At 64.9% G+C, this 24,292-nt stretch carries 25 protein-coding genes and 1 tRNA gene; 18 read left to right on the top strand and 8 right to left on the bottom strand.

What is annotated here, in order from left to right; translation table 11 throughout:
- Positions 1–316: helix-turn-helix domain-containing protein (locus tag G584_RS0101725; RefSeq protein ID WP_028493059.1), on the bottom strand; the 316-nt coding region annotated here is incomplete at its 3' end.
- A gap of 64 nt (positions 317–380) precedes the next feature.
- Between G584_RS0101725 and G584_RS0101720 the strand changes: the two genes are divergently transcribed.
- The 3 genes from G584_RS0101720 to G584_RS0101710 are packed head-to-tail and all read left to right on the top strand — an operon-like array spanning position 381 to position 1,695.
- Complete coding sequence (locus tag G584_RS0101720; RefSeq protein ID WP_028493058.1) at positions 381–953, top strand: hypothetical protein; 573 nt, start codon at positions 381–383, stop codon at positions 951–953.
- Positions 954–982: 29 nt separating this feature from the next.
- Positions 983–1,261 carry a hypothetical protein gene (locus G584_RS0101715; RefSeq protein ID WP_028493057.1) on the top strand — a complete coding sequence of 93 codons (279 nt, stop codon included), beginning with the start codon at positions 983–985 and terminating at the stop codon, positions 1,259–1,261.
- A complete protein-coding gene (locus tag G584_RS0101710) occupies positions 1,258–1,695 on the top strand; it encodes a DUF420 domain-containing protein (protein ID WP_028493056.1) in 438 nt (145 codons plus the stop codon). Before G584_RS0101715 ends, G584_RS0101710 begins: the two co-directional genes overlap by 4 nt.
- On the opposite strand, the gene minC is transcribed toward G584_RS0101710, so the two are convergent.
- From minC to deoC, 7 genes are read right to left on the bottom strand one after another with little or no spacing between them, the layout of a single operon-like run.
- Positions 1,682–2,209 (bottom strand): septum site-determining protein MinC, encoded by a 528-nt coding sequence (gene minC / locus G584_RS0101705; RefSeq protein WP_028493055.1) that lies wholly within the window; start codon positions 2,207–2,209, stop codon positions 1,682–1,684. The two genes, G584_RS0101710 and minC, sit on opposite strands and share 14 nt — an antisense overlap.
- A gap of 9 nt (positions 2,210–2,218) precedes the next feature.
- A complete protein-coding gene (locus tag G584_RS0101700; RefSeq protein ID WP_028493054.1) occupies positions 2,219–3,964 on the bottom strand; it encodes a penicillin-binding transpeptidase domain-containing protein in 1,746 nt (581 codons plus the stop codon).
- Positions 3,961–4,419 carry a rod shape-determining protein MreD gene (gene mreD, locus G584_RS11820; RefSeq protein WP_038050629.1) on the bottom strand — a complete coding sequence of 153 codons (459 nt, stop codon included), beginning with the start codon at positions 4,417–4,419 and terminating at the stop codon, positions 3,961–3,963. The genes G584_RS0101700 and mreD overlap by 4 nt, the downstream gene beginning before the upstream one ends.
- Positions 4,416–5,204: a rod shape-determining protein MreC gene (gene mreC / locus G584_RS0101690; RefSeq protein WP_028493053.1), complete on the bottom strand. Its 789-nt coding sequence runs from the start codon at positions 5,202–5,204 to the stop codon at positions 4,416–4,418. Before mreC ends, mreD begins: the two co-directional genes overlap by 4 nt.
- Complete coding sequence (locus G584_RS0101685) at positions 5,201–5,776, bottom strand: Maf family protein (protein WP_028493052.1); 576 nt, start codon at positions 5,774–5,776, stop codon at positions 5,201–5,203. Before G584_RS0101685 ends, mreC begins: the two co-directional genes overlap by 4 nt.
- Positions 5,752–6,906, bottom strand: a complete 1,155-nt coding sequence (locus G584_RS0101680; RefSeq protein ID WP_028493051.1) for a phospholipase D-like domain-containing protein — start codon at positions 6,904–6,906, stop codon at positions 5,752–5,754. Before G584_RS0101680 ends, G584_RS0101685 begins: the two co-directional genes overlap by 25 nt.
- Positions 6,896–7,579, bottom strand: a complete 684-nt coding sequence (gene deoC / locus G584_RS0101675) for a deoxyribose-phosphate aldolase (RefSeq protein WP_028493050.1) — start codon at positions 7,577–7,579, stop codon at positions 6,896–6,898. The genes G584_RS0101680 and deoC overlap by 11 nt, the downstream gene beginning before the upstream one ends.
- Before the next feature lie 73 nt (positions 7,580–7,652).
- On the opposite strand from deoC, the gene ychF reads away from it, so the two are divergent.
- The 15 genes from ychF to glgP all read left to right on the top strand — a co-directional run bounded on the left by ychF (position 7,653) and on the right by glgP (position 24,260).
- Complete coding sequence (gene ychF / locus G584_RS0101670) at positions 7,653–8,777, top strand: redox-regulated ATPase YchF (protein WP_028493049.1); 1,125 nt, start codon at positions 7,653–7,655, stop codon at positions 8,775–8,777.
- Positions 8,778–8,889: 112 nt separating this feature from the next.
- Positions 8,890–8,963: transfer RNA gene (locus G584_RS0101665), tRNA-Gln, on the top strand.
- A 43-nt stretch (positions 8,964–9,006) separates the two neighbouring features.
- Positions 9,007–9,366 (top strand): response regulator, encoded by a 360-nt coding sequence (locus G584_RS0101660; RefSeq protein WP_028493048.1) that lies wholly within the window; start codon positions 9,007–9,009, stop codon positions 9,364–9,366.
- Positions 9,367–9,386: 20 nt separating this feature from the next.
- On the top strand, positions 9,387–11,525 hold the full coding sequence (locus G584_RS0101655) for a transglycosylase domain-containing protein (RefSeq protein WP_028493047.1): 2,139 nt from the start codon (positions 9,387–9,389) through the stop codon (positions 11,523–11,525).
- 22 nt (positions 11,526–11,547) lie between these two features.
- Positions 11,548–12,303, top strand: a complete 756-nt coding sequence (locus tag G584_RS0101650; RefSeq protein ID WP_157626356.1) for an RNA methyltransferase — start codon at positions 11,548–11,550, stop codon at positions 12,301–12,303.
- Complete coding sequence (locus G584_RS0101645; RefSeq protein WP_028493045.1) at positions 12,296–13,843, top strand: sensor histidine kinase; 1,548 nt, start codon at positions 12,296–12,298, stop codon at positions 13,841–13,843. The genes G584_RS0101650 and G584_RS0101645 overlap by 8 nt, the downstream gene beginning before the upstream one ends.
- 22 nt (positions 13,844–13,865) lie before the next feature.
- The gene (locus G584_RS0101640) at positions 13,866–14,348 is read left to right on the top strand and encodes a low molecular weight protein-tyrosine-phosphatase (protein ID WP_157626354.1); all 483 of its coding nucleotides are present in this window, start codon (positions 13,866–13,868) and stop codon (positions 14,346–14,348) included.
- On the top strand, positions 14,326–15,114 hold the full coding sequence (locus tag G584_RS0101635; RefSeq protein WP_028493043.1) for a fructosamine kinase family protein: 789 nt from the start codon (positions 14,326–14,328) through the stop codon (positions 15,112–15,114). Before G584_RS0101640 ends, G584_RS0101635 begins: the two co-directional genes overlap by 23 nt.
- The gene (locus G584_RS0101630; RefSeq protein WP_028493042.1) at positions 15,090–15,851 is read left to right on the top strand and encodes a DUF4388 domain-containing protein; all 762 of its coding nucleotides are present in this window, start codon (positions 15,090–15,092) and stop codon (positions 15,849–15,851) included. The genes G584_RS0101635 and G584_RS0101630 overlap by 25 nt, the downstream gene beginning before the upstream one ends.
- Positions 15,852–15,870: 19 nt before the next feature.
- Positions 15,871–16,716: a pseudouridine-5'-phosphate glycosidase gene (locus G584_RS0101625; RefSeq protein WP_028493041.1), complete on the top strand. Its 846-nt coding sequence runs from the start codon at positions 15,871–15,873 to the stop codon at positions 16,714–16,716.
- Positions 16,717–16,720: 4 nt separating this feature from the next.
- Positions 16,721–17,596: a helix-turn-helix domain-containing protein gene (locus G584_RS0101620; protein ID WP_028493040.1), complete on the top strand. Its 876-nt coding sequence runs from the start codon at positions 16,721–16,723 to the stop codon at positions 17,594–17,596.
- A 91-nt stretch (positions 17,597–17,687) separates the two neighbouring features.
- Positions 17,688–18,992: a 30S ribosomal protein S12 methylthiotransferase RimO gene (gene rimO / locus G584_RS0101615; protein WP_028493039.1), complete on the top strand. Its 1,305-nt coding sequence runs from the start codon at positions 17,688–17,690 to the stop codon at positions 18,990–18,992.
- Between the two features lie 12 nt (positions 18,993–19,004).
- The gene (trkA, locus tag G584_RS0101610) at positions 19,005–20,342 is read left to right on the top strand and encodes a Trk system potassium transporter TrkA (RefSeq protein ID WP_028493038.1); all 1,338 of its coding nucleotides are present in this window, start codon (positions 19,005–19,007) and stop codon (positions 20,340–20,342) included.
- The gene (locus G584_RS0101605; RefSeq protein ID WP_028493037.1) at positions 20,314–21,786 is read left to right on the top strand and encodes a TrkH family potassium uptake protein; all 1,473 of its coding nucleotides are present in this window, start codon (positions 20,314–20,316) and stop codon (positions 21,784–21,786) included. The genes trkA and G584_RS0101605 overlap by 29 nt, the downstream gene beginning before the upstream one ends.
- 17 nt (positions 21,787–21,803) lie before the next feature.
- On the top strand, positions 21,804–24,260 hold the full coding sequence (gene glgP, locus G584_RS0101600) for an alpha-glucan family phosphorylase (protein ID WP_028493036.1): 2,457 nt from the start codon (positions 21,804–21,806) through the stop codon (positions 24,258–24,260).
- Positions 24,261–24,292: the final 32 nt, after the last annotated feature.

The following is a 24,292-nucleotide window of genomic DNA, read 5'->3' as shown; positions in this document are numbered from 1 at the left end:
GCAGGAGGGCCTGGCGGAAGGCCTCCTGGAGTTCTGGGGGGAGCAAGGGGGGCTGGCCTGGGTTTTGGTGGCGGAGGTCGGCCATGGGCTTGCCTTGGTTGTAGCGGTGGAGGGTGTCCCGGACCCAGCGGGTGGAGTAGCCCAGGGTTTGGGCGACTTTTGGGATGGGGTGGCCGGTGGCGAGGAGCCAGAGGGCGTGCCAGCGGGAGCGTTCTATGGGGTCTTGGCTTTCCCGGTACAGGGCGTGAAGGTTATCCGGGTGATGCTGCAGCTTGAGTTGCAGCCGGGGGCGGCGTTGGTGTTTGGCGAGGTCCATGGCCCCATTCTACGGGAGAGGACTAGGGGGATTTCTTATAAGAAGGCTGGGTAAGATGGAGGGGATGCGTTGGCATCCCCTCCTTCTTTTGTTGTTTCTTGCCTCCTGCACCCGGCCCGACACCGCTCCCCCTGAGATGGGGCTTACCGAGCCCTTGGGCGGGGCGGTGGCCCCGGGAAGGGAGGTTAGGGTGCAGGGTTATGCCTTCGATCCCTCAGGGGTGGTGAGCGTCCGGGCCAATGGCCAAGAGGTCCTGTCCTCTGGGGAGGCGGGTAAGCGCTTGGTTCAGTTTCGCTTCCGCCTGCAGGCCCCGGCCTCCGGCAGGGTGGAGCTCCTTCTGGAAGCGGAGGATGCCCGGGGTAACCGGGGGGAAAAGCGGGTCCCCCTGGTGCTGGATGCGGCGCCTCCCCGCATCGTGGTGGAGCGGGTGGAACGGGAGGGGAACTTGTACCGGGTGTACGGATGGGTGGAGGACAACGTCCAGGTGGACCGGGTGGTGGTCCGGGTGGGCGGTCGTTTTAATCCCCTTTCGCTTCCCAAGGAGGCCACGGTGGCCTTTTCCGCGGAGGTGCCGGCCGGGGCTGTGCTGGTCGCGGTGGATGCCGCTGGGAACCGCACCAGCCGGCGCATTCCCTAGGGGCAGGGTGTGGTACACTCCTGGGGGCTATGAGGCCTAACGGCGATACCTTGGCGGACTTGGCCCGGGCGTTGAGGGGAACTCCCCTCGAGGCCAGCCAGGCTCCCAGGTTCCGCGAGATCGCCAGGCTTCTCCACCGGCTTCCCCCAGGGCGGGAGCGGGATGGGCTTTTGGCCGTGGCCTACCTTAGGCTGTACCAGCTATTGGGCCAGGAGGAGGATTACCTTAGGGGTTACAGCTATGCGCGCACGGCGAAGCTGGAGCCCGTGCGGCTTCTGGGTGAGCGGCTAGGGGAGGGAAAGCGGTGAAGGAGCTTTTGGGTTTGCTGGCGGTGTGGAGCATCGTGCTTTCCGGGTTGGCCTTGGTGACAGGGGTTATCTTGATCAAAAAGGGGAACAGGGTGGCCCACCATCGGGCCATGTTGACGGCCACTTCCTTGGCCCTCCTTTTCCTGGTGTTCTATCTTGCTAAGTGGGCCCTTTACGGCACCACCGCCTATGGGGGGCCGGAGGCCTGGCGAGGGGCCTACTATTTCCTCCTCCTCACCCACACTTTGCTGGCTGCCCTCAACGGCCCCCTGGCCCTTTACGTGATCTGGCGGGCTTTTAAGGGGGAGTTCATCCTGCACAAGCGTTGGGCCAGGGTGCTGGTGCCCATATGGCTGTACGTGGCTGTATCGGGTTGGATTATTTACCTGGTGCTGAAGCGCTACGGGGTGGAGACGGGAACTATCGCTTTCTAGCGGGCTCCACCACGATCCTTCCTTCCTGGACCCGGGCGATCTCGGGGCCCCGTGTGTTTAAATCCTCCGGCGCTTGGGCCAAGTGGGGGCCGATGCGCACCTGCTTAGCGGCCAGTTCCAGGGCGAAGATGAAGCGCTCCTCGTCCCCGCCAGCCCCGGCGTGGGCGAGGCCGCGTAGCTTGCCCACCACGATCACATCCCCTCCCGCTACCACCTCGGCCCCGGGGTTCACGTCACCCAGAACCACCACCGTGCCGGGGTGCTCCACCCGCTCGCCGGAACGCAGGGTCTTGCTGAGGACCAGGGTGCCGGCGGGAAGGCGGTTTCTGGGAGGGATCAGGGTAAGGGGCCGGCCTAGCTCCAGAAGGGCTTCCAGCACCTTTCCGGATACAGGCCCGGCCACCTCCACCTCGAGGGGAAGGTCTTCTGGCAGCTTGAGGTTCTGGATTTCTTCCGGGGTTTCCCCCCCATCCAGGCGCAGGGCTAGGGCTTTGGGGGTGGCGCGGAGGCGCATGGCGCTATTCTACCTGGCCTGCGCTTCCTCCACCTGCCAGTAGGCGGCCATGACCTTGCGCACCGCGGGAAGGGCCACGCGGCTTCCCTCCCCGCCGTTTTCAAAGAAGGCCACCACCACCAGAGGAGGGTAGGGGGAGCCAGGTTCAGCGGGGCCATAACCCATGTACCAAGCGTGCTCGAGGCCTGCCCGCTTGCCTGGGGTTTCCGCGGTGCCCGTTTTGCCGCCGGTGGGCACCGGAAAGCTCCCGAGAATATGGCGAGCGGTACCCTCCTTCACGGTCTTTCGTAGACCCTCTTGGAGTATTTTCCAAAAACGTCCGGGTACCGGTTCAAGCCGGGGTCTGACCTCCTTTTGGCCGATGCGCTTGATCAGGTGGAGGGTAGGCTTCTTGCCACCGTTGGCGATGCTGGATAGCATGCGGGCTACCTGGGCTGGGGTGGTGAGGACGGGGCCCTGCCCGATGGCCAGGGAAAGGGTTTCCCCCGGGTACCAGGGCTCTTTGAGGGCTTCCCGCTTCCAAGCCCGGGTGGGGATAAGCCCCGTTCGCTCGGCGATTTCCAGCCCGGTAGCTTCCCCTAGGCCCAGAAGGCGGGCCCTCGCCGCCAGGCGGTCCACCACCCCCAGGGGGTCTTGGGCTACCGCCTGGTAGTACCAGGTGTTGCAACTCCAGGCGATGGCCTCCTTGACGGTCATGGGGCCCATATCCCGGGTGGCCCAGTTGCGGCGCACCTGGCCTCCAAAGACGATGTAGGGGCTGCACCGGAAGGCGGTAGAGGGGTTCACGTACCCCTCTTCCAGGAGGGTGTAGCTGGTGGCCAGCTTGAAGGTGGAACCTGGGGTGTAGGGTTGCACCGCCCGGTTCAGGAGGGGAAGGTCCTTGTCCTTAAGAAGGGCCTGGACCTCTTGGGGTACGGGCCGTTTGGCGAAAAGGCTCGGATCGAAGGATGGGGCGCTGGCCATGGCCAGAACCTCCCCTGTTTGGGGGTTCACGGCCACGATGGCCCCCTTGACCCGGGTGGCGGGGGGAAGACCCTTGGACCTCCGCCCAGCGTTGATATCGGCCAAGGCTTCCTCTAGGGCCTTTTCCGCCGCTCGCTGGAGGTCCAGGTCCAGGGTGAGGACCACATCCTGCCCGGGGGTGGGTTCCTCCAGGATGGTTTCCCTAAGGCGCTCCCCCCGGACGTTGACCTCCACCGCCTTCACCCCGCGCTTGCCCCTGAGATAAGGCTCGAGGGCGGCCTCGAGGCCTGCCTGGCCCACTTGCTCGTCGGGGCTGTATCCCCGCTTCACCTGCTCGGCATTGGCCTGGAGCACATACCCCAGCACGGGGCCCGAGATGGGGTTAGGGTAGGAGCGCTCGATGCGCTCCACCAGCTTGAGGTTCTTCTGCCCAGCGGTGATCTCCGCCAGGGTGGGCAGGAGGTGTTCGGGTACCCCTGCCTTGAGGACCGTGGGGCCTTGGACCTTGGGGAGTTCCTTCAAGCCCAGGAGGGGGAGGAGCCTTTCCTTGAAGGCCACCTCGCCCCCCTCGTACACCAGGTCCACCACCAGCCGGTCCTGGGCGATCACCCGCCCCTTGCGGTCCAGGATGCGGCCCCGGGGGGCAGGAATGCCCTCGGTCTTCAGGTAGTTGCCCTGGCTCCTTAGGGCGTACCGCTCGTGCTCCAACACCTGGAGGTGCCAGGCCCTTAAGGCCAGGAGGCCGAAGGCCAGGAGGAAGAAGAGCATGAGGGCGTAAAGCCGGCTGGTCATGGTCGTCGGGGGGAGGGCAGAAAGCGCCAGGCCAGGAGGAGCAGGGGAAGGGTGAAGAGGCCCTCGAGGAAAAGGTCCAGGGGCAAGAGGGAAGGAAGCTCCAGGCGGAGCCAGTAGGCCACCAAGAAGTAGCCCGCCCACTTGGCCAAAAAGGCCCACAGAAAGGAAAAGAGAACCCCAGGGGTTTCTCCCGGGGCCAGGCGGCGGCTTGCCGCATAGAAGGCGTAGCTGGCGCTCAGGAGCCCCACCGCATGAAGGCCCAAAAGCCCGTAGCCCAGGAGGTCTTGCACAAGTCCGAGGAAAAAGGCCCAAGGGAGGCCCAGGTAATAGGGAAGGCTACGGGCATAAAGGAGGGCCAGGACCAGGAAGAGGTCCGGGGCCATCAACCCCTGGGGCCAGAGGGCTCCTAGGAATCCGGAGAGCACAAGGGTAAAGAGGAGAAGAATCCCCATCATAAGGGCCTCAGCACGATAACCTCCTCCAGTAGGGAAAGCTCCACCAGAGGCTTGACCCAGGCCCGTAGCTTTAAACCGCCTTGGACGCGTTCGATGCCTTCCACTCGGCCCACAGGGATCCCGTCCGGGAAAAGGCCCAAGGGAGCCCCGGTGAGCAGGAGGTCTCCCGGAGCCACCTGGACCGTGGGGGGAAACTCCGCCACCAGGTGGTCAGGGGGAACCCCCCGGGCCACTCCCCGCCCCGGGGCCTTTTCCGGCCGCACGCCCACTTGGCTTTCCGGGTCCAGGAGGGTGCGCACCAGGGCCCGGCGTTCCTCCACCTCCACGATGAGCCCCACCAGCCCTTCCGGGGCGGTCACCGGCATGCCCACCCGGAGGCCATCCCGCTCCCCTAGGCCCAGGATCAGGCGGCGGTAAAGGCCGGAGAGGTCCTCCCCCACCACCGGGGCCACCGCCACCACCCCTGGGGCCTGCGAGGCCCGCACCTTGAGGGCCCGGGAAAGGCGTTCCACCTCGAGGCGAAGCCTTCGGTTTTCGCTTTCCAGCTGGGCAATCCGGGCCTTCAGGGAGCGGTTTTCCCCGTAGAGATCCTGGCGGTTCAGGAGAATGGCGGAGGCAGCCCGCAGGTTCTGCCCCAGGCGGTGGCCCAGGGCTGGCAGGGGAGCGGTGAGGGGGGAAAGGGTGAGGGCGAGGCGGGGGGCAAGGGGGCGCGTTAGGGCCGCCATGGCCAGGCCCAAGGCCAGGAGGAGGAGGAAGATCCCCCGTCGCAAGGCCACTTCCCTCACGGCCTGAACCCCCTTTCCCAGAGGAGGGCGAAGACCCGGGCCACGGGCAGGCCCACCACCGTGTAGAAATCCCCCTCGATTCCTTCCAAGAGGGCCATTCCCAAGCCTTGGGCTCCGTAGCCTCCAGCCTTGTCCAGCCCTTCGCCGCTCTGCACGTACCAGGCGATTTCTTCTTCGGAAAGGTTGCGGAAGCGGACCCGGGTGGTGTGCACCTCCACCACCAGGTCCTGAGGGGTGCGCAGGTAAATGGCGGTGTGGACCAGGTGGGTTCTCCCGGAAAGGAGGCGGAGGAAGAGGTGGTTTTCCACCCTATCCCTGGGTTTACCGAGGACCTGGCCGTCCAGGTCCACCACGGTATCCGCCGCCAGCACCCACTCCCCCGGCACCTCCTCCCCTTTGCGCCGGGCCAGGGCTAGGGCCAGCTCCCTGGGATCTTGGGGAAGGTCTTCCCCAGCTTCCTCCACCCTTGGGGGCACCACCTTAAGGGGGAAGCCCAGGGCCTCGAGGAGGGCCCTTCGCCTAGGGCTTCCCGAGGCCAGGGTCAGCACTAAAGGGGTTGCCCTTCCTGCCATAACCTTAGGATCTCCTCCCGGTAGCGTTCCGCCAGGGCGGGGCTTTGCAGGATCAGAAGGTTCTCGTTGTTCACCTGCCAGGCCCTGGCGGTGAAGTTGTAGCTTCCCGTGATCACAAAGGTACCGTCGATCACCATCACCTTGTGGTGGAGGGTGTAAGGATTGCCATCCTTCCGTACCGCCACCCCAGCCCGCAGGAGGTTGTCTTCCCGGCTATCCTCGAGGTTGCGGGTTTCCAGAAGGACCTGGACCCCCACTCCCCTCCGCTGGGCCTGGACCAAGGCTTCCACCACCTCCCGGTCTGTGAGCACGAAGGCCGCCACCAGGATCTCCTTCCTGGCAGCCCTGAGCCTTTTCAGGAGAGCCTCCCGGCCCAGCGCACCTCCTTTGGGGCTGAAGTAGGCGGTGCCCTTCGCCGGTATGCCCTTTTCCGGGGAAAGGTGGAAGGCAACCGGTTTTCCCAGGCCCTCCTTGGCACCCTCGAAGAGGGCGGCGAACTCCCGGGCATAGCCTTGGGCCAGGGTGGGAGAGGGCAGAAGGAGGTTGTTTTCGTTGTTCCGGGCGAAGGCATTCCAGGTCATGTTGGTGCTTCCCGTCCAGACCACCTGCCCGTCCACCACCAAGAACTTGTGGTGCATGAAGCCTTCCCGTTCGTCAAAGCACACGGGGATCCCCACGATTTCCTCGCAGTCCAGGGACAAAGGCCGGATGCGCTCCCGGAGGGCCGCCTGGGGTATGCGGGGGGTTTCCCCTTGTTGGCCCAAGGCTCCACCCACCAGGTAGCGGCGGAAGTCGTTTCGGTAATCGCTTTCCCCGTAGAGCCTCACCCTCACCCCCCGCTCCTTGGCCCTGAGCAAGGCCTTGGCGATCTCCAGGTCGCGAAACTCGTAGAAGGCCCCATCCAGGCTTTCCTTGGCTCCGTCCATGAGGGCGATGAGCCGGGCCTTGGCGGCCTCCCCTTCCCGGGGCATGAAGTAGACCTCCACGCCCCCTGCTTCCACCTGTGGGGGAGGTGGGGGGAGGCCTGGACGGAGCTCCTGGAAAAGCCAGAGGAGGAGGATGACCAGAAGGAGCAAATAGCCGGGAAGCCCGGCCAGGGTGGGTTTTTTCCGCCGCCTTTTAGTACCCATCCCCGCCTTCCCCCTTCACCAGGGCCACCCCGCTGGAGGTACCCAGCCTTTGGGCCCCCGCCTCGAGGAGCTTGATGGCGGTTTCCCGGTTGCGGATGCCGCCTGCGGCCTTGACCTGGGCCCGGCCCCGGGCCACCCTTACCAGGAGTTCCACGTCCTCCAGGCTGGCCCCCCGGGGTCCAAAGCCGGTGGAGGTTTTCAGGAAGTCGGCCCCGCCCTGGATGGCCGCCTCGGCCAGGTTTTCAAGATAGCCCCTACGGGGCTGACCCTGGGCTTCAGGGGTGAAGTAGCCTGTTTCCAGGATCACCTTGAGCACCGCCTTGGGTGCTGCCTGGCGCACGGTGCGGACTTCTTCCTCTATGTAGGCGTAATCCCCGGCCAAGGCCCGGCCCAGGTGGATCACCATATCCACCTCATCGGCTCCCTGGGCGATGGCCAAGGCTGCCTCGAGGGCCTTGACTTCCTTGGCCTGGTAGCCCAGGGGAAAGCCCACCACGGTTACCAGGCGAAAGGGAGCATGGGGGTAACGCTCCCGCACCAAGGGAACATAGGATGGAGGGATGCAGAGGCCGAAAAACCCGTATTCCAGGGCTTCCTCCGCCACCTTCAGGATTTCCTCCGGGGTGGCGGTGGGTTTTAAGAGGGTGTGGTCGATGTGGGCGGCCAGGTCCATACCCTGCCATCATACGCAAGGGATGTGATAGGATGAAAAGAGGCCCCTAGTTGGGGCTTTTTTTGAGGTCGAGATGCTGGCTGTGGGAATCGTCGGTCTACCCAACGTGGGCAAGTCCACCCTCTTTAACGCCTTAACCCGGGCACAGGCTTTGGCGGCCAACTACCCCTTCGCCACCATTGACAAGAACGTGGGCGTGGTATCCCTGGAGGACGAAAGGCTTTACGCCCTGCAGAGGGTCTTCGCCAAGGGGGATCGGAAGCCTCCGGTTGTCCCCACCCACGTGGAGTTCGTGGACATCGCGGGCCTGGTCAAGGGAGCCCACAAGGGGGAAGGCCTCGGCAACCAGTTTCTGGCCCACATCCGCGAGGTGGCGGCCATCGCCCACGTGCTCCGGTGCTTTCCCGATCCCGATGTGGTGCACGTGATGGGCCGGGTGGATCCCCTGGAGGATGCGGAGGTGGTGGAAACCGAGCTCCTCCTGGCCGATCTCGCCACCTGGGAAAGGCGGCTTGAGCGGCTTAGGAAGGAAGCCCGGGCCAACCGGGATCTGGTCCCCACCCTCGAGGCGGCGGAGGCCCTTTACACCCACCTGCAAGGGGGAAAGCCCGCCCGCACCTTCCTCTTAAACGGAGAGCAAGGAGAGGATGCCGAGCTCCGCCGCCTGCTTAAGGAAACCCCCCTCCTTACCGCCAAGCCGGTGATCTACGTGGCCAACGTGGGCGAGGAGGACCTACCCGAGGGGGCGGGCAGCCCCCATGTGCAGGCGGTGCGGGAAAGGGCCAAGGCCGAGGGGGCCGAGGTGGTGGTGGTTTCCGCCCGGCTGGAGGCGGAGCTGGCCGAGCTTTCCCCAGAGGAAGCACGGGAGCTTCTCGCCGCCTACGGCTTAAGGGAAAGCGGCCTCCAGCGCCTGGCCCAGGCGGGGTATAGGGCGCTTGGCCTCATCACCTTCTTTACCGCCGGGGAGAAGGAGGTGCGGGCCTGGACGGTGCGCCGGGGAACCAAGGCCCCGGAGGCGGCGGGGGAGATTCACTCCGACATGGAGAAGGGCTTCATCCGGGCTGAGGTCATTTCCTGGGACAAGCTGGTGGAGGCTTCTGGATGGGCCAAGGCCAAGGAAAGGGGTTGGGTGCGCCTCGAGGGCAAGGAGTACGAGGTTCAGGATGGGGATGTCCTCTACGTTCTCTTCAACGTGTGATCCCATCCGGACTTGGGTCAAGGCGAACTCCAAAAGGGGATTTGACGGGAGCCCTGCTTTGCCCTACAATCTGGATGGCTTTGCCCGTTGGGGCAAACACCCTGGTTGGCCCTGGGGCGTCGTCTAATGGCAGGACAGCGGACTTTGGATCCGCCGGTCGTGGTTCGAATCCACGCGCCCCAGCCAAATTTTTCACATCCCTTTCGCAACCTTTGGATAAACTGGCCCCGTGGCGACGGATTATCCGGGGCTTCTCCTATTAAGCTGCAACGATGCCCTGCGGGCTTATGTGGACTTGGTGCTTTCCGAGCGGGGCATCCCCGTCCGCCACTTTGACCTGGCCCGGGAAGGCCTCTTCTGGTTATTGGACCATACGCCCAGATATGTGCTTTTGGACCAGAACTTGGATGTGGACCCCTTTGCCGTGGCCGCGCGCATCCGGCATGTGCGCCGGCTTAAGGAGGTGCCCTTGGCGGTGCTCATAGAGCCCACCGAAAAGCTTAGGACTACCGCCGAGGTGGTGCGAGTGATGGCCATAGAAAAACCCCTCACCCGGGACAAGCTATTCCGCTTTTTGGGTTTGGGGTAGGCCCATGTAAACTGAGGGCCGTGCGGGTGCTCCGCTTCCTCCTCCTGTCCCTGGCCGGACTTCTTGCGGGCGCAGGCCTGGCCCTGGGGTATCTGGCGTACGCCTACACCCGCCAGCTTCCTGACCTCTCCCAGTTTGATCGGCTGCGCCTCACCGCCACCTCCACCCTCTACGCCCGGGACGGCACCCCCTTGGCCCAGATCGCCAGCGTGGAGGAGGGAAGGGCCATCCACCGGAGCCTGGTGCGGCTTTCTGAGGTTTCCCCGGCGGCGGTGGCGGCGGTGGTTTTTTCGGAGGACCGCCGGTATTTCCAGCACTATGGAGTGGATTTCGTGCGCCTTCTAGGGGCTCTCTACGCCATCCTTCGGGGAGATCTTCAGGGGGGGAGCACCATCACTACCCAGGTGATCAAAAACACCCTCCTCAAGGAGCTGGCCCAGGCCCGTTCCCTGGAGCGCAAGTTCAAGGAGTGGGCCCTGGCCCTCGAGCTGGAGAGGCGCTACACCAAGGAGGAGATCCTGGAGATGTACCTGAACGTGGTGCCCTGGGGAGGCAACGCCGTGGGCATCAAGGGGGCGGCGGAAGCCTATCTCGGTAAGGACCCTGCTGCCTTGACCCTGGCAGAAGGCCTCTATTTGGCCTCCTTGATCCCGGCTCCCAACGCCCGCTACCAGGACCTGAAGGGGGTGCGGGAGCGGATGCGCCTGCTTCTGGACCAGATGGTGGCCGAGGGCTGGGTGAGCCCGGAGGTGGCCGAGGCTGCCTGGCGGGAGCCCCTTGCCCCCAAGGGGTGGGAGGTGCGCTACGACGGGGAGGGAAACCTCCTGGAGGCCAGGCTGGTGGATCCCGAGGCCCGCATCCTCAGGCAGCTGGACTACCGGATGGCCCCCCATTTCGTCCTCGAGGTGCGCCGCTTCCTCGAGGCCCGCTTCGGGAAGGAAAAGGTCTACGGCGAGGGGGGGCTTAAGGTGTACACCACCTTGGACCCAGCCATGCAACGGGCGGCGGAGGCCGCGGCCAAGGGAGCCAGGCTGCCGGAGGGGGCGGAGCTGGCCATCGTGGGCCTGGATCCCGAAACGGGGGAGGTGCTGGCCCTGGTGGGGGGGGTAAGGCGGGAGGGGGATGAGTACAACCGGGCCACCCGGGCCCTGCGCAACCCCGGGAGTGCGGTGAAACCCTTTGTCTACGCCACCGCCTTGGAGGAGGGTTGGACCCAGGCCACCTTGGTTCCCGATCGCCCCCTGGAGTTTCCCGATCCCAGCCAGAAGGGAGGGGTATGGCGGCCTAAGAACTTCTCCGGCACCTTTCTTAACCGGGAGATCACCGTGCGCTATGCCTTGGACCTCTCCCTCAACCTGCCTGCCATCTACACCGCCCAGGCCATAGGGGTGGAGAAGGTGGCGAGAAAACTGTCCCAGGCGGGTTTTGCGGTGAAGTATCCCACCCTGGCCATCGCCATCGGGGGAGCCTCCATCACCCCGGTGGACCTGGCGGCGGCCTATGCCGCCTTTGCCAACGGGGGTTACCGGGTTACTCCCATCTACGTGAAGCGGGTGGAGGATGCCCAAGGGCAGGTGCTTTACCAGGCTCTTCCGGAACGGCAGCGCCTCTTTGATCCCCAGGTGGCCTACCAGGGGTGGGACCTCCTGAAGGGATATGTCTACGACCTGGGGGAAAAGGGTCTGGCCAAAGGGGCCCGCATCCCCGGGCGGGTGGTGGGGGGAAAGACCGGCACCACCAACGAGGCCCGGGACCTGTGGTTTGCCGGGGTGACTCGAGGGCTTTCCGCGGTGGTCTGGGTGGGCCGGGATGACAACAAGCCCTTGCGCATGGGAGGGAGGGAGCCTTCCAGCTCCGTGGTCAACCCCCCCATCTGGCGGGAGTTCGTGGCGGGGGCCCTGAGGGGAAGGCCTGGAGGGGATTTCCCCCCGCCTGCAGGCCTGGTGCAGGTGGGGATGGATCTCCTCTCGGGCCAGCCTTCCCAGGAAGGGGTAAAGGTCTGGTTTCCCCAGGGGAAGGCACCCGTACCCGCCCTGCAGGCCCCACCTTCGGGTGGGACTGGGCTTCCTCAGGAAGCCCCTCCGGCTGGGGTAGGGTCCATGGATTATCCCCCTGGTTCTGGCGAGGAGGCTTTCCCTACCCCCCCGCCCGGGCAGTGAGGACCTCGAGGAGGAGGCTGTGCTGGAACGTGTGCGCATCGTCTTGGTGGAACCCCAGGAGCCCATGAACGTGGGGGCGGTGGCCCGGGCCATGCGGAACTTTGGCCTTTCGCGGCTTTACCTGGTGAAGCCTTCGCCCCGGGTGGGGCCTCCTTGGGCCCGGGAGGCCTACTGGCTGGCGGTGCATGCCGAGGAGGTGCTGGACCGGGCGGTGGCGGTGGAAAGCCTCGGGGAGGCCCTCAAGGGGGTGAGCTTCGTGGTGGCCACCACGGGAAGGCCCCGGGAACTCTACCCGGCCCCGGTGGTGACGGCCCGGGAGGTCCCCGCCCATGTGCTTTCCGTAAAGGGAGAGGTTGCCCTGGTCTTTGGCCGGGAAACCTTTGGCCTCACCAACGAGGAGCTGGACCTGGCCCACCTCATCGGCACCATCCCCACCGCTCCCGAGCAGCCTTCCTTGAACCTGGCCCAGGCGGTGGTGGTCTTCGCCTACGAGCTTTACCAGGCCTGGTTGCGGGAGGGCAGTGTGGCGTCTAAGGAGGAGTTGGCGGATGTGGAGGCCCTGGAGAGATTTTTCGCCGATTTGGGGCGGTATGTGCTGGAGATCGGGTTCACCGACGAACACCGCCACCCTTACGCCATGCGCCGCCTGCGCCGCATCTTCCACAAGGCCCGGCTTTCCCCAGGGGAGGTGCAGCTTCTCAGGGGGCTTCTGCACCAAAGCCGGTATGCGGTAACCTCCTCTCTGAAAAAGGAGGGTACGAAGGGAAAGGATGGCTAGCCACAGCCTTTACCGATTGGTGCGCTTGGCCCAGCGGATTTTGCCGCCCTTGATCGCTTCGGTGGTGGTGGTCTTTGAGCTGGCCCTTCTGCCCTACCGGCACGTGGATAGCCTCCTCTGGCTACGGCTTGGCTTTTACGGTTTGGTGGGCCCTCTGGTTACCTATGCGGTGCTGGAGTGGATCGCTCAGGAAACCCTGGAGAAGGTGCGGGCGGAAAGGGCCTTGGAGGAGGCGAACCGCCGCCTTTTGGCGGCAGGGCGGGTGTTCCGCGAGGCCTTGGAGAGCGAGAACCTCGAGGAGGCGGTCTCCCGCATCGCCCGGGCTTTGGGGGAGACCTTGGGGTACCCTGTGGCCCTCGAGGCCGAGGGAGTCCATGCCGGGGAGGAATGTGGGGGGATGCGGGTGGAGCTTCCGGGTTTGAAAGGCTACCTGGAGGCCTGCCCTCCGGAGCCGGAACGGGTGTTTTTGGAGGTGCTGGCCCACGAGGTGGCGGGGGCCCTGCAATCCGTGGTGGCCCGGAGCCGGGACCGCCTTACCCTCTTTGAGGTGGACCAGGCCCTCAAGGCCGAGGCCAACCTGGACCGCCTCCTGGAAGGGCTTCTGGAGCGGATCCAGGTCTGGGCGGAGGCGGAGGGGGGTGGGGTTCTCCTGATGGACGAGGAGGGGTTCCTGGTACCCCGGGTGGTGCGGAACCTGGCCCTGCCCTCCCATCCCTTCCTGCCGGATGGCGTTTGGAAGGGGAGCCTCGAGGGGCCGGTGTTCGTGGATGAGGAAACCCTGGCCCTGCCCCTAAAGGCCAGGGAGACGGTGGGGGTGCTGGTCCTTAAGGGCAAGGGCCTTTCCCGGCGGATTCCTTTCCTCTCCTTCCTGGCCTCCCAGGTGGCCTTGGCGGTGCGCAACGCCCAGGCGTACCTCAGGGCGGAGGAGCTGGCCATCAACGAGGAGCGCACCCGCATCGCCCGGGAGATCCACGACGGCATTGCCCAGAGCCTGGCCTTCATGGCCTTGAAGCTGGATCTGGCGGAGAGGCTTCTTGCCAAGGACCAGGAGGCGGCCCTGAAGGCCTTGGCCGAGGTGAAGGAGACCCTGAGGGCGCAGATCCGGGAGGTGCGCCGGAGCATCTTCGCCCTGAGGCCCATCGACCTGGAGCGCTACGGCTTCCTGGAATCCGTGCGCCGCTACGCCCAGGCCTTTGCCGAGCAGGCGGGCTTTCGGGTGCAGCTTTCCCTACCGGAGGGAGTGGGGCTTTCCCAGGCCAGCGAGCTGGTCCTCTTCCGGGTTCTGCAGGAGGCCCTCACCAATGCCGCCAAGCACGGCAAGCCCAGCCGGGTGGAGGTGGAACTCCTCCCCTTGGGGGAGCGGGGGGCGCGGCTGGTGGTGCGGGACAACGGGAAGGGGTTCCAAAACGCCGAGGCCCAGGGCTTAGGTGGGTTTGGCCTCACGCAGATGCGGGAGCGGGTGGAGGCCCGGGGTGGGCGCTTCCAGGTGCGTTCGGAGCCGGGAAAGGGTACGGAGGTGGTGGCGGAGGTTCCTTACTGAGGACCTGCTTATCATGGGAGGCATGGACCGTCCCGTACGGGTGCTTTTTGTCTGCTTGGGGAATATCTGCCGAAGCCCCATGGCGGAAGGAGCGTTCCGCAAACTCATCCGGGAGCGGGGCCTCGAGGCCCGGTTTGAGGTGGATTCCGCCGGCACGGGGGCTTGGCACGTTGGGGAACCCATGGATCCCCGGGCTCGCAAGGTGCTGGAGCGGGAAGGGGCCTACTTCCCCCATGTGGCCCGGCAGATGACCCGGGAAGATGCCCTTTACTACGACCACATTTTGGTGATGGACCGGGAGAACCTGGCGGAGGTCCAAAGGCGTTTCCCCGAGGCTAGGGGGAAGGTGCGCCTCCTCCTGGACTACCTGGGCGGGGGGGAGGTGCCGGACCCGTACTACGGGGACCTGGAGGACTGCCAAGAGGTCTACTGGATGGTGGAAGCGGCTGCCAGGGCTTTCCTGGATCGCCTTTTGGGGGAGGATGGACCCCAGGAAACTTCTTGAGCGGGCGGGGCTTGAGGCCAAGGGTGTGCCTCAGCCCCTTTACGGCGGGGATATTTCCCGGGTGTACCGCCTGGGGGCCTATGTGGTGAAGCTTTCGCCGAGCCCCCCTTTAGGCCTCTTTCCCGCGGAAGCCCGGGGGCTTAGGGCCTTGGCCGAGCGAGGGGTGCGGGTGCCCCGGGTATTCTTTGCGGCCGAGGAGGGATTGATCCTGGAATATTTGCCGGAAGGCCCACCCGATTGGGAAGGTCTGGCCCGCATGCTGGCGGGTCTACACCGCCAGCGCGAAGCTCTATACCGGGCCGAGGCGGGGTTCTTGGGCACCTTTCCCCTGCCGGGCGGGGAGGGGAGGGAGTGGACGGAGTTCTTCTTTTCGCGGTGCATAGAGCCTCTTTTGCAGGCCACGTGGGACCGCCTTGAGGGCCTTGGTCCCAAGGTGGAAGCCCTCTTTCAGAGGCCTCTGCCCGCCGAGGGGCCTGCACCCCTACACGGGGACCTTTGGCACGGCAACGTCCGCTTTACCCCGGAGGGGCCTGCCCTTCTGGATCCTTCCTTTTTCGTGGGAGAGCGGGGGGTGGACCTGGCCATGATGCGCCTTTTCGGAGGGTTTCCCAAAGTTTTCTGGCAGGCTTACCAGGCTCTTTACCCCATTCCGGAGGAGGTGGAGGAGGCCTTGCCCCGGTACCAGGTCTACTATCTCCTGGCCCACGTGCACTTCTTCGGCAAGGGATACCTTGGTTCCCTATGGAAGGCGATTTCCGCCTCTTAGGTCCCATTGACTGGTTGCAGCTCCTCGCCCAGGGGGGAAAGACAGGGGTTTTTACCGTGGAGGCAGGGGGTGGAAGGGGGGAGGTTTACCTGGAGCAGGGCCGGCCCGTCCATGCGGTGTTCAGGGAGAAGGTGGGGCAGGAGGCCTTGCTGGAGGTGCTGGCGTTGAAGGAGGGGCGCTTTCGCTTTCTGCTTTCCGTACGGCCTCCCTTGAGTTCCCTGGAAGGCCCCCTCGAGGCCTACCTCTTGCAGGCGATCCGCCTTCTGGATGAGCGGGTGGAGGTGGGTCCCTTTGACCTGGTGCGGCCGGGGTCCCGGGCCCAGGCGGTCCAAAGTACCCTAGACCCCGTGGAGCTTTCCCTCCTCCTGGCCCTGGGCAGTGGCCAAAGCCCCCTGGATCTGGCCTTCCGCCTGGCCCTGCCCCTGGGGGAAGTCCTAAGGCGTCTGGGCCACCTGGCCCGGCTGCGCCTGGTGGAGGTACTCCCCCGGGTACCGCGCACGGCTCGGCTTCGGGTAGCCCTGGGGCGGCAGGGGACCCAGGTGGATACCCTGCTCCTTGCTGCCTGGCAAGAGCATTACGGTTTCTTTCAACGGGTGCGGGTCAAGGCTCACAAGGAGGTGCTTCTGCCCGTGGAAGGCATGGAGGGCCTGGGGTTGGAGATCCGCCTTGCGCCGGAGCTTCTCCTCTTCCACGGGCTCAAAGTGGGGGAGGAGGTCGTGGTGTGGCCGGAAGTGTGAAGCATGGTATCCTGCCCCCATGGCGGAAGCTTTGGTGGCCCTGGAGTCTGCTTTCCTGACCCATGGGTTACCTTACCCCTTGAACCTGCGCACCGCTAAAGCCCTGGAGGAAGCGGTGCGAGCTGAAGGAGCTATCCCCAAGACCATCGCCCTCGTGCAGGGGGAGGTGCGCGTCGGCCTTTCCCAGGAGGAGATGGAGGCCCTAGCCCAAGGCGGTGCGGAGAAGGCGAGCCTCTGGAACCTTCCCGCCCTCTTGGTCCAGAGGAAAAGCGCCGGAACCACGGTGGCGGCCACGGTCCACCTGGCCTACCGCCACGGGATCGCGGTCTTCGCCACTGGAGGGATCGGGGGGGTGCATCCCGAGCCCTTTGACGAGAGCGCTGATCTTTTGGCCCTTGCTCGTACCCCCATTCTGGTGGTTTCCTCTGGGCCCAAGGCCATCTTGGACTTGAGGGCCACCCTGGAACGTCTGGAGACCCTTGGGGTTTCCGTGGTGGGCTACCGCACGGACCGCCTGCCCGCCTTCTTTTCCCCCTCCTCCCCCTTCCCTGTGCCCGCCCGGGTGGAAACTCCCCTCGAAGCTGCCTTGGTCCTCCGCAAATCCCGGGAACTTGGCTTAGGCGCGGTTCTTCTGGTGAATCCCGTTTCCCAAGGCCTTCCCTACGAGGAGGTGGTCCTTTGGGTGGAGGAGGCCAGCCACCAAGCGGCCAGGGAGGGGGTGTTTGGCAAGGCCCTTACCCCTTACCTCCTGAGGCGCCTTTCGGAGCTTTCCCGAGGGGAGACCGACCGGGTAAACGAGAGGCTTCTCCTGGAAAACGCACGCTTGGCAGCCCGGGTGGCCCTGGCCTGGGCCGGGCTAGAATAGCCTTGTGTGTGAACTAGGGGAAAGGTTAAGGCGGGCCCGGGAGGAGAAGGGGCTTTCCCTTAAAGAGGCGGCGGCGCGGCTAGCCTTGAGGGCCAAGGTGTTGGAGGCCCTCGAGGAGTGCCGTTTTGAGGAGCTCCCTGAGCCGGCCTTGGCCCGGGGCTACCTCCGGCGCTATGCCCTTCTCTTGGGGTTAGACCCCGAGCCCCTTTTGGCTCTTTACCCCCTGGCCCCCACCTTTCCGCCTTTCCCCCCGCCGGCTTCCCGGCGCCCTTTTCCCTGGTCTCTTTTGTTGGTCTTGGCCTTTTTGGGGGCCTTAGGGTATGGGGCGTACCTGGTTTTGCGTCCGGCACCCGTGCAGACGGTAAGCTTGCCCCCTGAGCCCTCGCCCAAGCCTCCGGAGCGCTATGGGCTTCGAGTGGTGAGCGAGCCCCCGGGAGCCCGGGTATACCTGGATGGCTTCTACCTGGGCCAGACGCCCTTGGCCTCACCTCCCCTGGAAGGAGGTAGGCGCTTTCTTAGGCTGGAGCTTCCGGGGTACGAGCCGGTGGAGGAGGAGGTGAACCTGGACCGGAACCTCTCCTTAAGTTACCGCCTGGTTCCCAAGCCTTCCCCTGAGTCCACTTCTTCCAATCCCCAGCCGGAAGTTTCCCCGGGAAAACTGGTACTTCGCCTCGAGGGCCGGAGCTGGCTTAGGGTCACCCAAGGGGGGAAGCGTTTGTATGAGGGCATTCCTGAGGTGGGTGCGGAGCTGGTCTTTGACCTTCCGGTGGAGGTGCGCTCGGGGAATCCCGGGGCGGTGCGGGTTTTCTTGGATGGCAGGGACCTTGGGCCCTTGGGGGAGCCGGGGAAGCCCCTTACCCGTCGCTTTGAAGCGCCTTGATGCCCCGGCACAGGAAGCTTGGAAGGGGGCTATACTGGTTCGTTGGAGCCCCGAAGATGGCCCTTCGGGCTGACCGGGCTCCTGGAGGTCTATGGCGAAGATCGGCTTTGTGAGCCTGGGCTGCCCCAAGGCCCTGGTGGACTCGGAACAGATCCTTTCCCGGCTGAAGGCCTTAGGCTACGAAACCAGTTCCACCTACGAGGAGGCGGAACTGGTGGTGGTGAACACCTGCGGCTTCATCACCCCGGCCATTGAGGAGAGCCTCGAGGCCATCGGGGAGGCCTTGCGGGAAAACGGCAAGGTGGTGGTGACGGGGTGTTTGGGAGCCAGGCCCGAGGTGATCCGGGAGAGATACCCCATGGTGTTGGAAATTACCGGCCCCGGGGAAGTGGAGAGGGTTCTGGAGGCTGTGCAAGCAGTCCTGCCCGCACCCCGCAACCCCCTTTTGGACCTCATCCCGCCCCAGGTGAAGCTTACCCCCCGGCACTACGCCTACCTGAAGCTTTCCGAGGGGTGCGACCACCGCTGTAGCTTCTGCATCATCCCTAAGCTGAGGGGAGGCTTGCGCTCCCGCGACGCCGGGGAGGTCCTGGCGGAGGCCGCCCGGCTGGTGGCCACGGGTACCCGGGAGCTCATCCTCATCGCCCAGGATCTCTCTGCTTACGGGGTAGACCTCCGCCATCGGGAAAGCTTCTGGGGTGACCGCCTGGTGAAGGCGGAGCTTAAGGACCTTCTTTCCCACATGGCGGAGCTCGGGGCTTGGATACGGCTTCACTACGTCTACCCCTATCCCCACGTGCGGGAGCTTCTTCCCCTCATGGCCGAGGGCAAGGTGCTTCCCTACCTGGATGTGCCCCTCCAGCATGCTTCGGAGCGAATCCTCCGCCTCATGCGCCGTCCCGGAGGGTACCAAAGCCACCTGAAGACCCTGAGGTCCTGGCGGGAGGTGGTCCCAGGGCTTTGCGTCCGCTCCAGCTTTATCGTGGGCTTCCCTGGGGAAACGGAGGAGGACTTCCAGATCCTCCTGGACTTTGTGCAGGAGGCGGAGCTGGACCGCGTGGGGGTCTTCACCTATTCCCCAGTGGAGGGAGCCGAGGCCAACGCCCTGGAGGGCCATGTTCCTGAGGAGGTCAAGGAGGAACGGAAGGCCAGGCTTATGGAGGTGCAGGCGGAAATCAGCCTGCGAAAGAACCAAAGCTTCGTGGGCAAGACCCTCGAGGTCCTGGTGGACGAGCTTCCAGAGCCTGGCTTGGCCGTGGGCCGGAGCTACCGGGATTCCCCGGGTATAGACGGGCTGGTCTACGTGGAAACCGACGGCACGGCCCGGGTGGGGGAGAGGATCCCGGTTCGGATAACCCGGGCGGATACCTACGACCTTTACGGGGTCCAGGTTTAGGATAGGAGCGGTATGTACATCGTCATCGCCGGGGGCGGGGAGGTGGGCGGGGAACTGGCCCGCACCCTGGAAAAAGCCCATGAGGTGGTGGTTTTGGATCGCAATCCCCAGGCCAAGGAGCGCTTTGCCCATCTGGACGTGAAGGTGGTGGTGGGCGGGGCCACCGACCCCGACGCCCTTAGGGAGGCCGGGGTAGATCGAGCGGACCTCTTCATCGCCAGCACGGATTCCGATGAGGTGAACCTGCTGGCCTCCCTTTTGGCCAAGGGGCTTGGGGCTAAGGAAACCCTGTGTTTTGTGGGCAAGGGAGGGTATGTGGAGGTGCTCACCGATCCCCGCACCGCCGAGATTCTGGGTACCCGCATCGACAAGGTCCTCTGGCCGCAAAGGGCCATGGCCAGGGAGATTGTGGAGGTGATCCTGGTTCCCGGGGCCGTGGACACCGAGGTGCTGGCGGAGGGGCGGCTCCGCTTCGTGGAGTACCGGGTGAAGGAAGGAGGGCCCTACGCCCACCGGCTTCTATCCGAGCTTTCCTGGCCGGAGGGGGTCCTGGTGGTGGGGTTGGTGCGGGATGGAGCCTTTTGGAGCTTCGCCCACCCGGAGTATCCCGAGGTCATCCTGGAGCCGGGGGACAAGATCCTTTTCGTCACCACCTTAAGGGCTTTCCCTGAGCTGGAAGCCTGCTTCGCCACGGGGCGGGGCGTGCGGAGGGTAATGGTCATCGGTGGGGGAAACGTGGGCTTCATGGTGGCCCAGGAGCTTTTAAGGCGGCGCCTCGAGGTGGTGATCATCGAGCCCAGCCGTGAGCGGTGCGAATGGCTTTCCCAGGAGCTTCCTGGTGCCCTCATCATCCAAGGGGATGGTACCGACCTGGAGCTTTTGGAGGCGGAGGGATTGCGGGAAGCCGATGCGGTGGTGGCGGTGACCGATAACGACGAGAAGAACCTCCTGGCCTCCCTCTTGGCTAAGCAGCTTGGGGTGGGTAAGGTGATCACCCGGGTGTCCCGCTCGGAGACCCGAAGGCTCTTTGAGCAGGTGGGCATAGACCTGCCCCTCACGCCCCGCCAGGCGGCGGTGCGGGCGGTTTTGGACTACCTGGGACCCGAGAACGTGGAGCATGTGTCCACCATGGACGAGAACATTGAGCTATTGGAGGTGGAGCTTCCGGAAAGCTTCAGGCCCAGGTACCTAAGTACCCTGGCCACACCCCAGGTGGCCCCGGTGGCCCTAGAGCGAGACCATCGGGTGATGCTCTACCGCGAGGACCTCGAGGCCCTTCCCAAGGACCGGCTCTTTTTGGTGGTGGCCCGGGAGGTGGCAGATGAAACCGTGGCCCGCATCGTCGGCTAGGCAGGGGTTTCGCTCCAGCCTGTACCTCTTGGGCCTTACGTATCAGGGCTTCGGCCTTCTCATGCTGGCCTTTGCCCTCCTGGCCCTGGGTTGGGGGGAGGATGCCCGGGGGTTTCTCCTGGGAGCGGTGCTGGGGGTGGGGTTGGGTAAGGCCTTGCAGGAGGTGGGACATCCAGAGGCCCAACCGCATCGGGCCGAGGTTTTCGCCGCCGTGGCCCTGCTTTGGCTTTTGGTGCCCGCCTTAGGGGCCATACCCTACTGGGTCTCGGGGGGGCTGAACTATCTGGACGCCCTTTTTGAGGCGGTTTCCGGCTTTACCACCACTGGGGCCACGGTGCTTTCGGATTTCCAGCAGTTTGGCAAGAGCCTCTTTCTCTGGAGAAGCTTCACCCAGTGGATGGGGGGCATCGGCATCGTGGTGCTTTTCCTGGTGGTCTTTCCCCAACTCCAGGTGGCGGGCCGCCAGGCCTTTTTCGCCGAGAGCACGGGGGTGGAGAAGGAAAGGCTTACGCCAAGGCTACGGCACACCGCCCAGGCAGTTCTAAAGGTATACCTGGCCCTTACCGCCTCGGCCTTCCTGGCTTATTGGTGGGCGGGTATGCCTGTCTTTGAGGCCTTGGCCAACGCCCTCACCACCATCCCGGCGGGCGGGTTCAGCCCCAACCCGCAAAGCTTTGCCGCCTATCCCCTCCAGGCCCAGTGGCTGGGCAGCGCCTTCATGTTCCTGGCGGGGGTGAACTTCCTGCTGCAGTACCGCCTTTTCTTCGGACGGGAGATCAAACCCCTCCTCAGGGATGCCGAGTTCCAGGCTTATGCCCTGCTGGTGCTCCTTGCGGGCCTACTGCTCTCCCTTTACCTCTACACCCACCACATGTATAGCCTCGAGGCCAGCCTCCGCCATGCGTTCTTCCAGGTGATCTCCTTTGTTACCACTACTGGTTTCGCCAGCGTGGACTTTGCAAAGTGGGTGGTACCAGCCCAGGCCATCCTGGTGATCCTCATGTTCGTGGGGGGAAGTGCGGGCTCGGGGGCGGGGGGCATCAAGGTGGTGCGCTGGCTCCTGCTTTTTGGGCTTCTAAGGCGGGAGATCACCCGCACCCTCCACCCCAGGGCGGTCCTTCCCCTTCGCCTGGGTCCCCGGGTGGTTTCCGAGGAGGCTTTGCGGCAGGTTTCCGTTTTCATCTTCCTTTACACCCTCCTCTTTGGTTTCGGCGCCCTGATCCTGGCGCTTTTGGAGGGAGATTTTGTGAAGGCCTTTACCGCCAGCGCCCAAGCCATCGGCAACATCGGGCCGGGGCTGGGCACGGTGGGCCCCATGGGTTCCTATGCGGAACTCCATCCTGCTTCCAAGGTGGTTCTCATCTTCCAGATGTGGGCGGGGCGGATAGAGATCCTCCCTGTGGTCCTCCTCTTCAGCCCAGAGCTCTGGCGGCGGCTTCGGTGAGGGGTATAATCCACCCCATGAGGGTACTTGGGCGTCTTACCGCCATGCCCGAGCTTCCAGAGGCTCTTAGGGGCTTGAGGAAGCTGGCCTATAACCTGTGGTGGAGCTGGAATCCGGAAGCGGCAGAGCTTTTCCAGGAGATCGATCCGTTGCTTTGGAAGCGCTTCCGCGGAAACCCGGTCAAGTTGCTTTTGGAGGTGGACCCCGCCCGCCTCGAGGCCCTGGCGGATGGCACCTATCCTGCCCGGGTCCAGGCGGTGGTGGCGGCCTTGGAGGCCTACCTCAAGGAACGGGAGGTAAAGCAAGGGCCTCTCACCGCCTACTTCTCTGCGGAATACGGCTTCCATAGCTCCTTGCCCATCTATGCGGGGGGGCTTGGGGTGCTGGCTGGGGATCACATCAAGGCAGCCAGCGACCTGGGCTTGAACCTGGTGGGAGTGGGGATTTTTTACCACGAGGGTTACTTCCACCAGCGCCTTTCCCCGGAGGGAGCCCAGGTGGAGGTGTACGAAACCCTGCATCCGGAAGAGCTACCCCTTCTGCCCGTGCAGGACCAGGAGGGTCATCCCTTAAGGGTGGGGGTAGAGTTTCCAGGGCGTACGGTTTGGCTTGGGGCCTTCCAGGTGCAGGTGGGTGCCGTGCCCGTATACCTCCTCACCGCCGATCTTCCGGAAAATGCCCCGGAGGATCGGGCCATCACCGCCAGGCTTTACGCTCCTGGTCTGGAGATGCGCATCCAGCAGGAGATGGTCTTGGGAATCGGGGGGGTTAGGCTGCTACGGGCCTTGGGGCTTAACCCCCAGGTCTTCCACATGAACGAAGGGCACTCGGCCTTCCTGGGCCTGGAGAGGGTGCGGGAGCTGGTGGCCGAGGGATACACCTTCCCGGTGGCTTTGGAACTGGCCCGGGCCGGGGCCCTGTTCACCACCCACACCCCGATGCCCGCGGGGCACGACGCCTTCCCCCTGGAGCTTGTGGAACGGTATCTCTTGGGTTTCTGGGAAAAGCTGGGCGTGGACAAGGAGGGCTTTTTCGCCCTGGGCCTCGAGGAGAAGCCTTGGGGCAAGGTCTTTTCCATGTCCAACCTGGCCCTTAGGACCAGCGCCCAGGCGGGTGGGGTTTCCCGCCTCCACGGGGAGGTTTCCCGGGAGATGTTCCACCACCTCTGGCCGGAGCTTTTGCGGGAGGAGGTGCCCATCGGCCACATCACCAATGGGGTCCACACCTGGACCTTCCTCCACCCCAGGCTACGCCGCCATTACGCGGAGGTGTTTGGTCCTGACTGGCTGCGGCATCCTGAGGACCCCGCCACCTGGAGGGTGGAGGGGTTGGGGGAGGAGTTTTGGCGCATCCACCGGGACCTCAGGGCTGAGCTGGTGCGGGAGGTGCGCTCCCGCCTTTACGAGCAACGCCGCCGGAATGGGGAGAGCCCAAGCCGCCTCCGCCAGGCGGAGCGCATCCTGGACCCGGAGGCCCTTACCGTCGGCTTTGCCCGCCGCTTCGCCACCTACAAGCGGGCTGTTTTGCTTTTCAAGGATCCCGAGCGCCTCCTCCGCATCCTCCAGGGGCCTTATCCCGTGCAGTTTGTCTTTGCGGGCAAGGCCCATCCCAAGGACGAGCCCGGCAAGGCTTACCTCCAGGAGCTGGTGGCCAGGATCAAGGAGTACGGCCTCGAGGACCGCATGGTGGTCCTGGAGGACTACGACATGTACCTGGCCCGGGTTTTGGTCCACGGCAGCGATGTCTGGCTCAACACTCCCCGGAGGCCCATGGAAGCCTCGGGCACCAGCGGGATGAAGGCGGCGTTGAACGGGGTCTTGAACTTAAGCGTCCTGGACGGTTGGTGGGCTGAGGCTTATAACGGCAAGAACGGCTTTGCCATCGGCGACGAACGGGTCTACGAGAACGAGGAAGCCCAGGACATGGCCGACGCCCAGGCCCTGTACGACGTGCTGGAGGGGGAGGTGCTTCACCTCTTTTACGCCACAGGCCCCGAGGGGTACTCCTCGGGGTGGCTCTCCATGGTCCACGAGAGCCTCCGCACCGTGGGTCCGAGGTTCAGCGCCGCCCGTATGGTGCGGGAGTACCTGGCCCTTTACCAAAGGGGGCAGGAGTGGGCGGGGAAGGCCAGAGGGGAAGAGGAGGTACTGCGCGCCTTCCACCAGGCCCTGCCTGCCTTTTACGGCCTGGCCCTCCGGGTGGAGGTTCCAGGGGACCTGACCTTGAATGGGGAGCCCTTGCGGGCGCGGGCTTACCTGGAGGGGGAGGTGCCGGAGGCCCTAAGGCCATTCCTCGAGGTCCAGCTGGTGGTGCGCCGCGCAGGCGGGGGGCTGGAAGTGGTGCCCATGGAGGAGGCCTCGGGATGGTTCGAGGTGGCCTACCGTCCTTCCCGGCCGGGAAGCTACGCCTACGGGGTGCGCATAGCCCTCAGGCATCCCGTGACGGGCCGGGTGGAGTGGGTGCGGTGGGCCTAGGGTATAATCGGCCCGTGCATCAGGGAGGGTGA

The organism is Thermus antranikianii DSM 12462 (assembly GCF_000423905.1).
Taxonomy (GTDB): Bacteria; Deinococcota; Deinococci; order Deinococcales; family Thermaceae; genus Thermus; species Thermus antranikianii.
The sequence above is the reverse complement of the archived record's forward strand: the minus strand, read 5'-3'. Positions and strand labels throughout refer to the sequence as shown.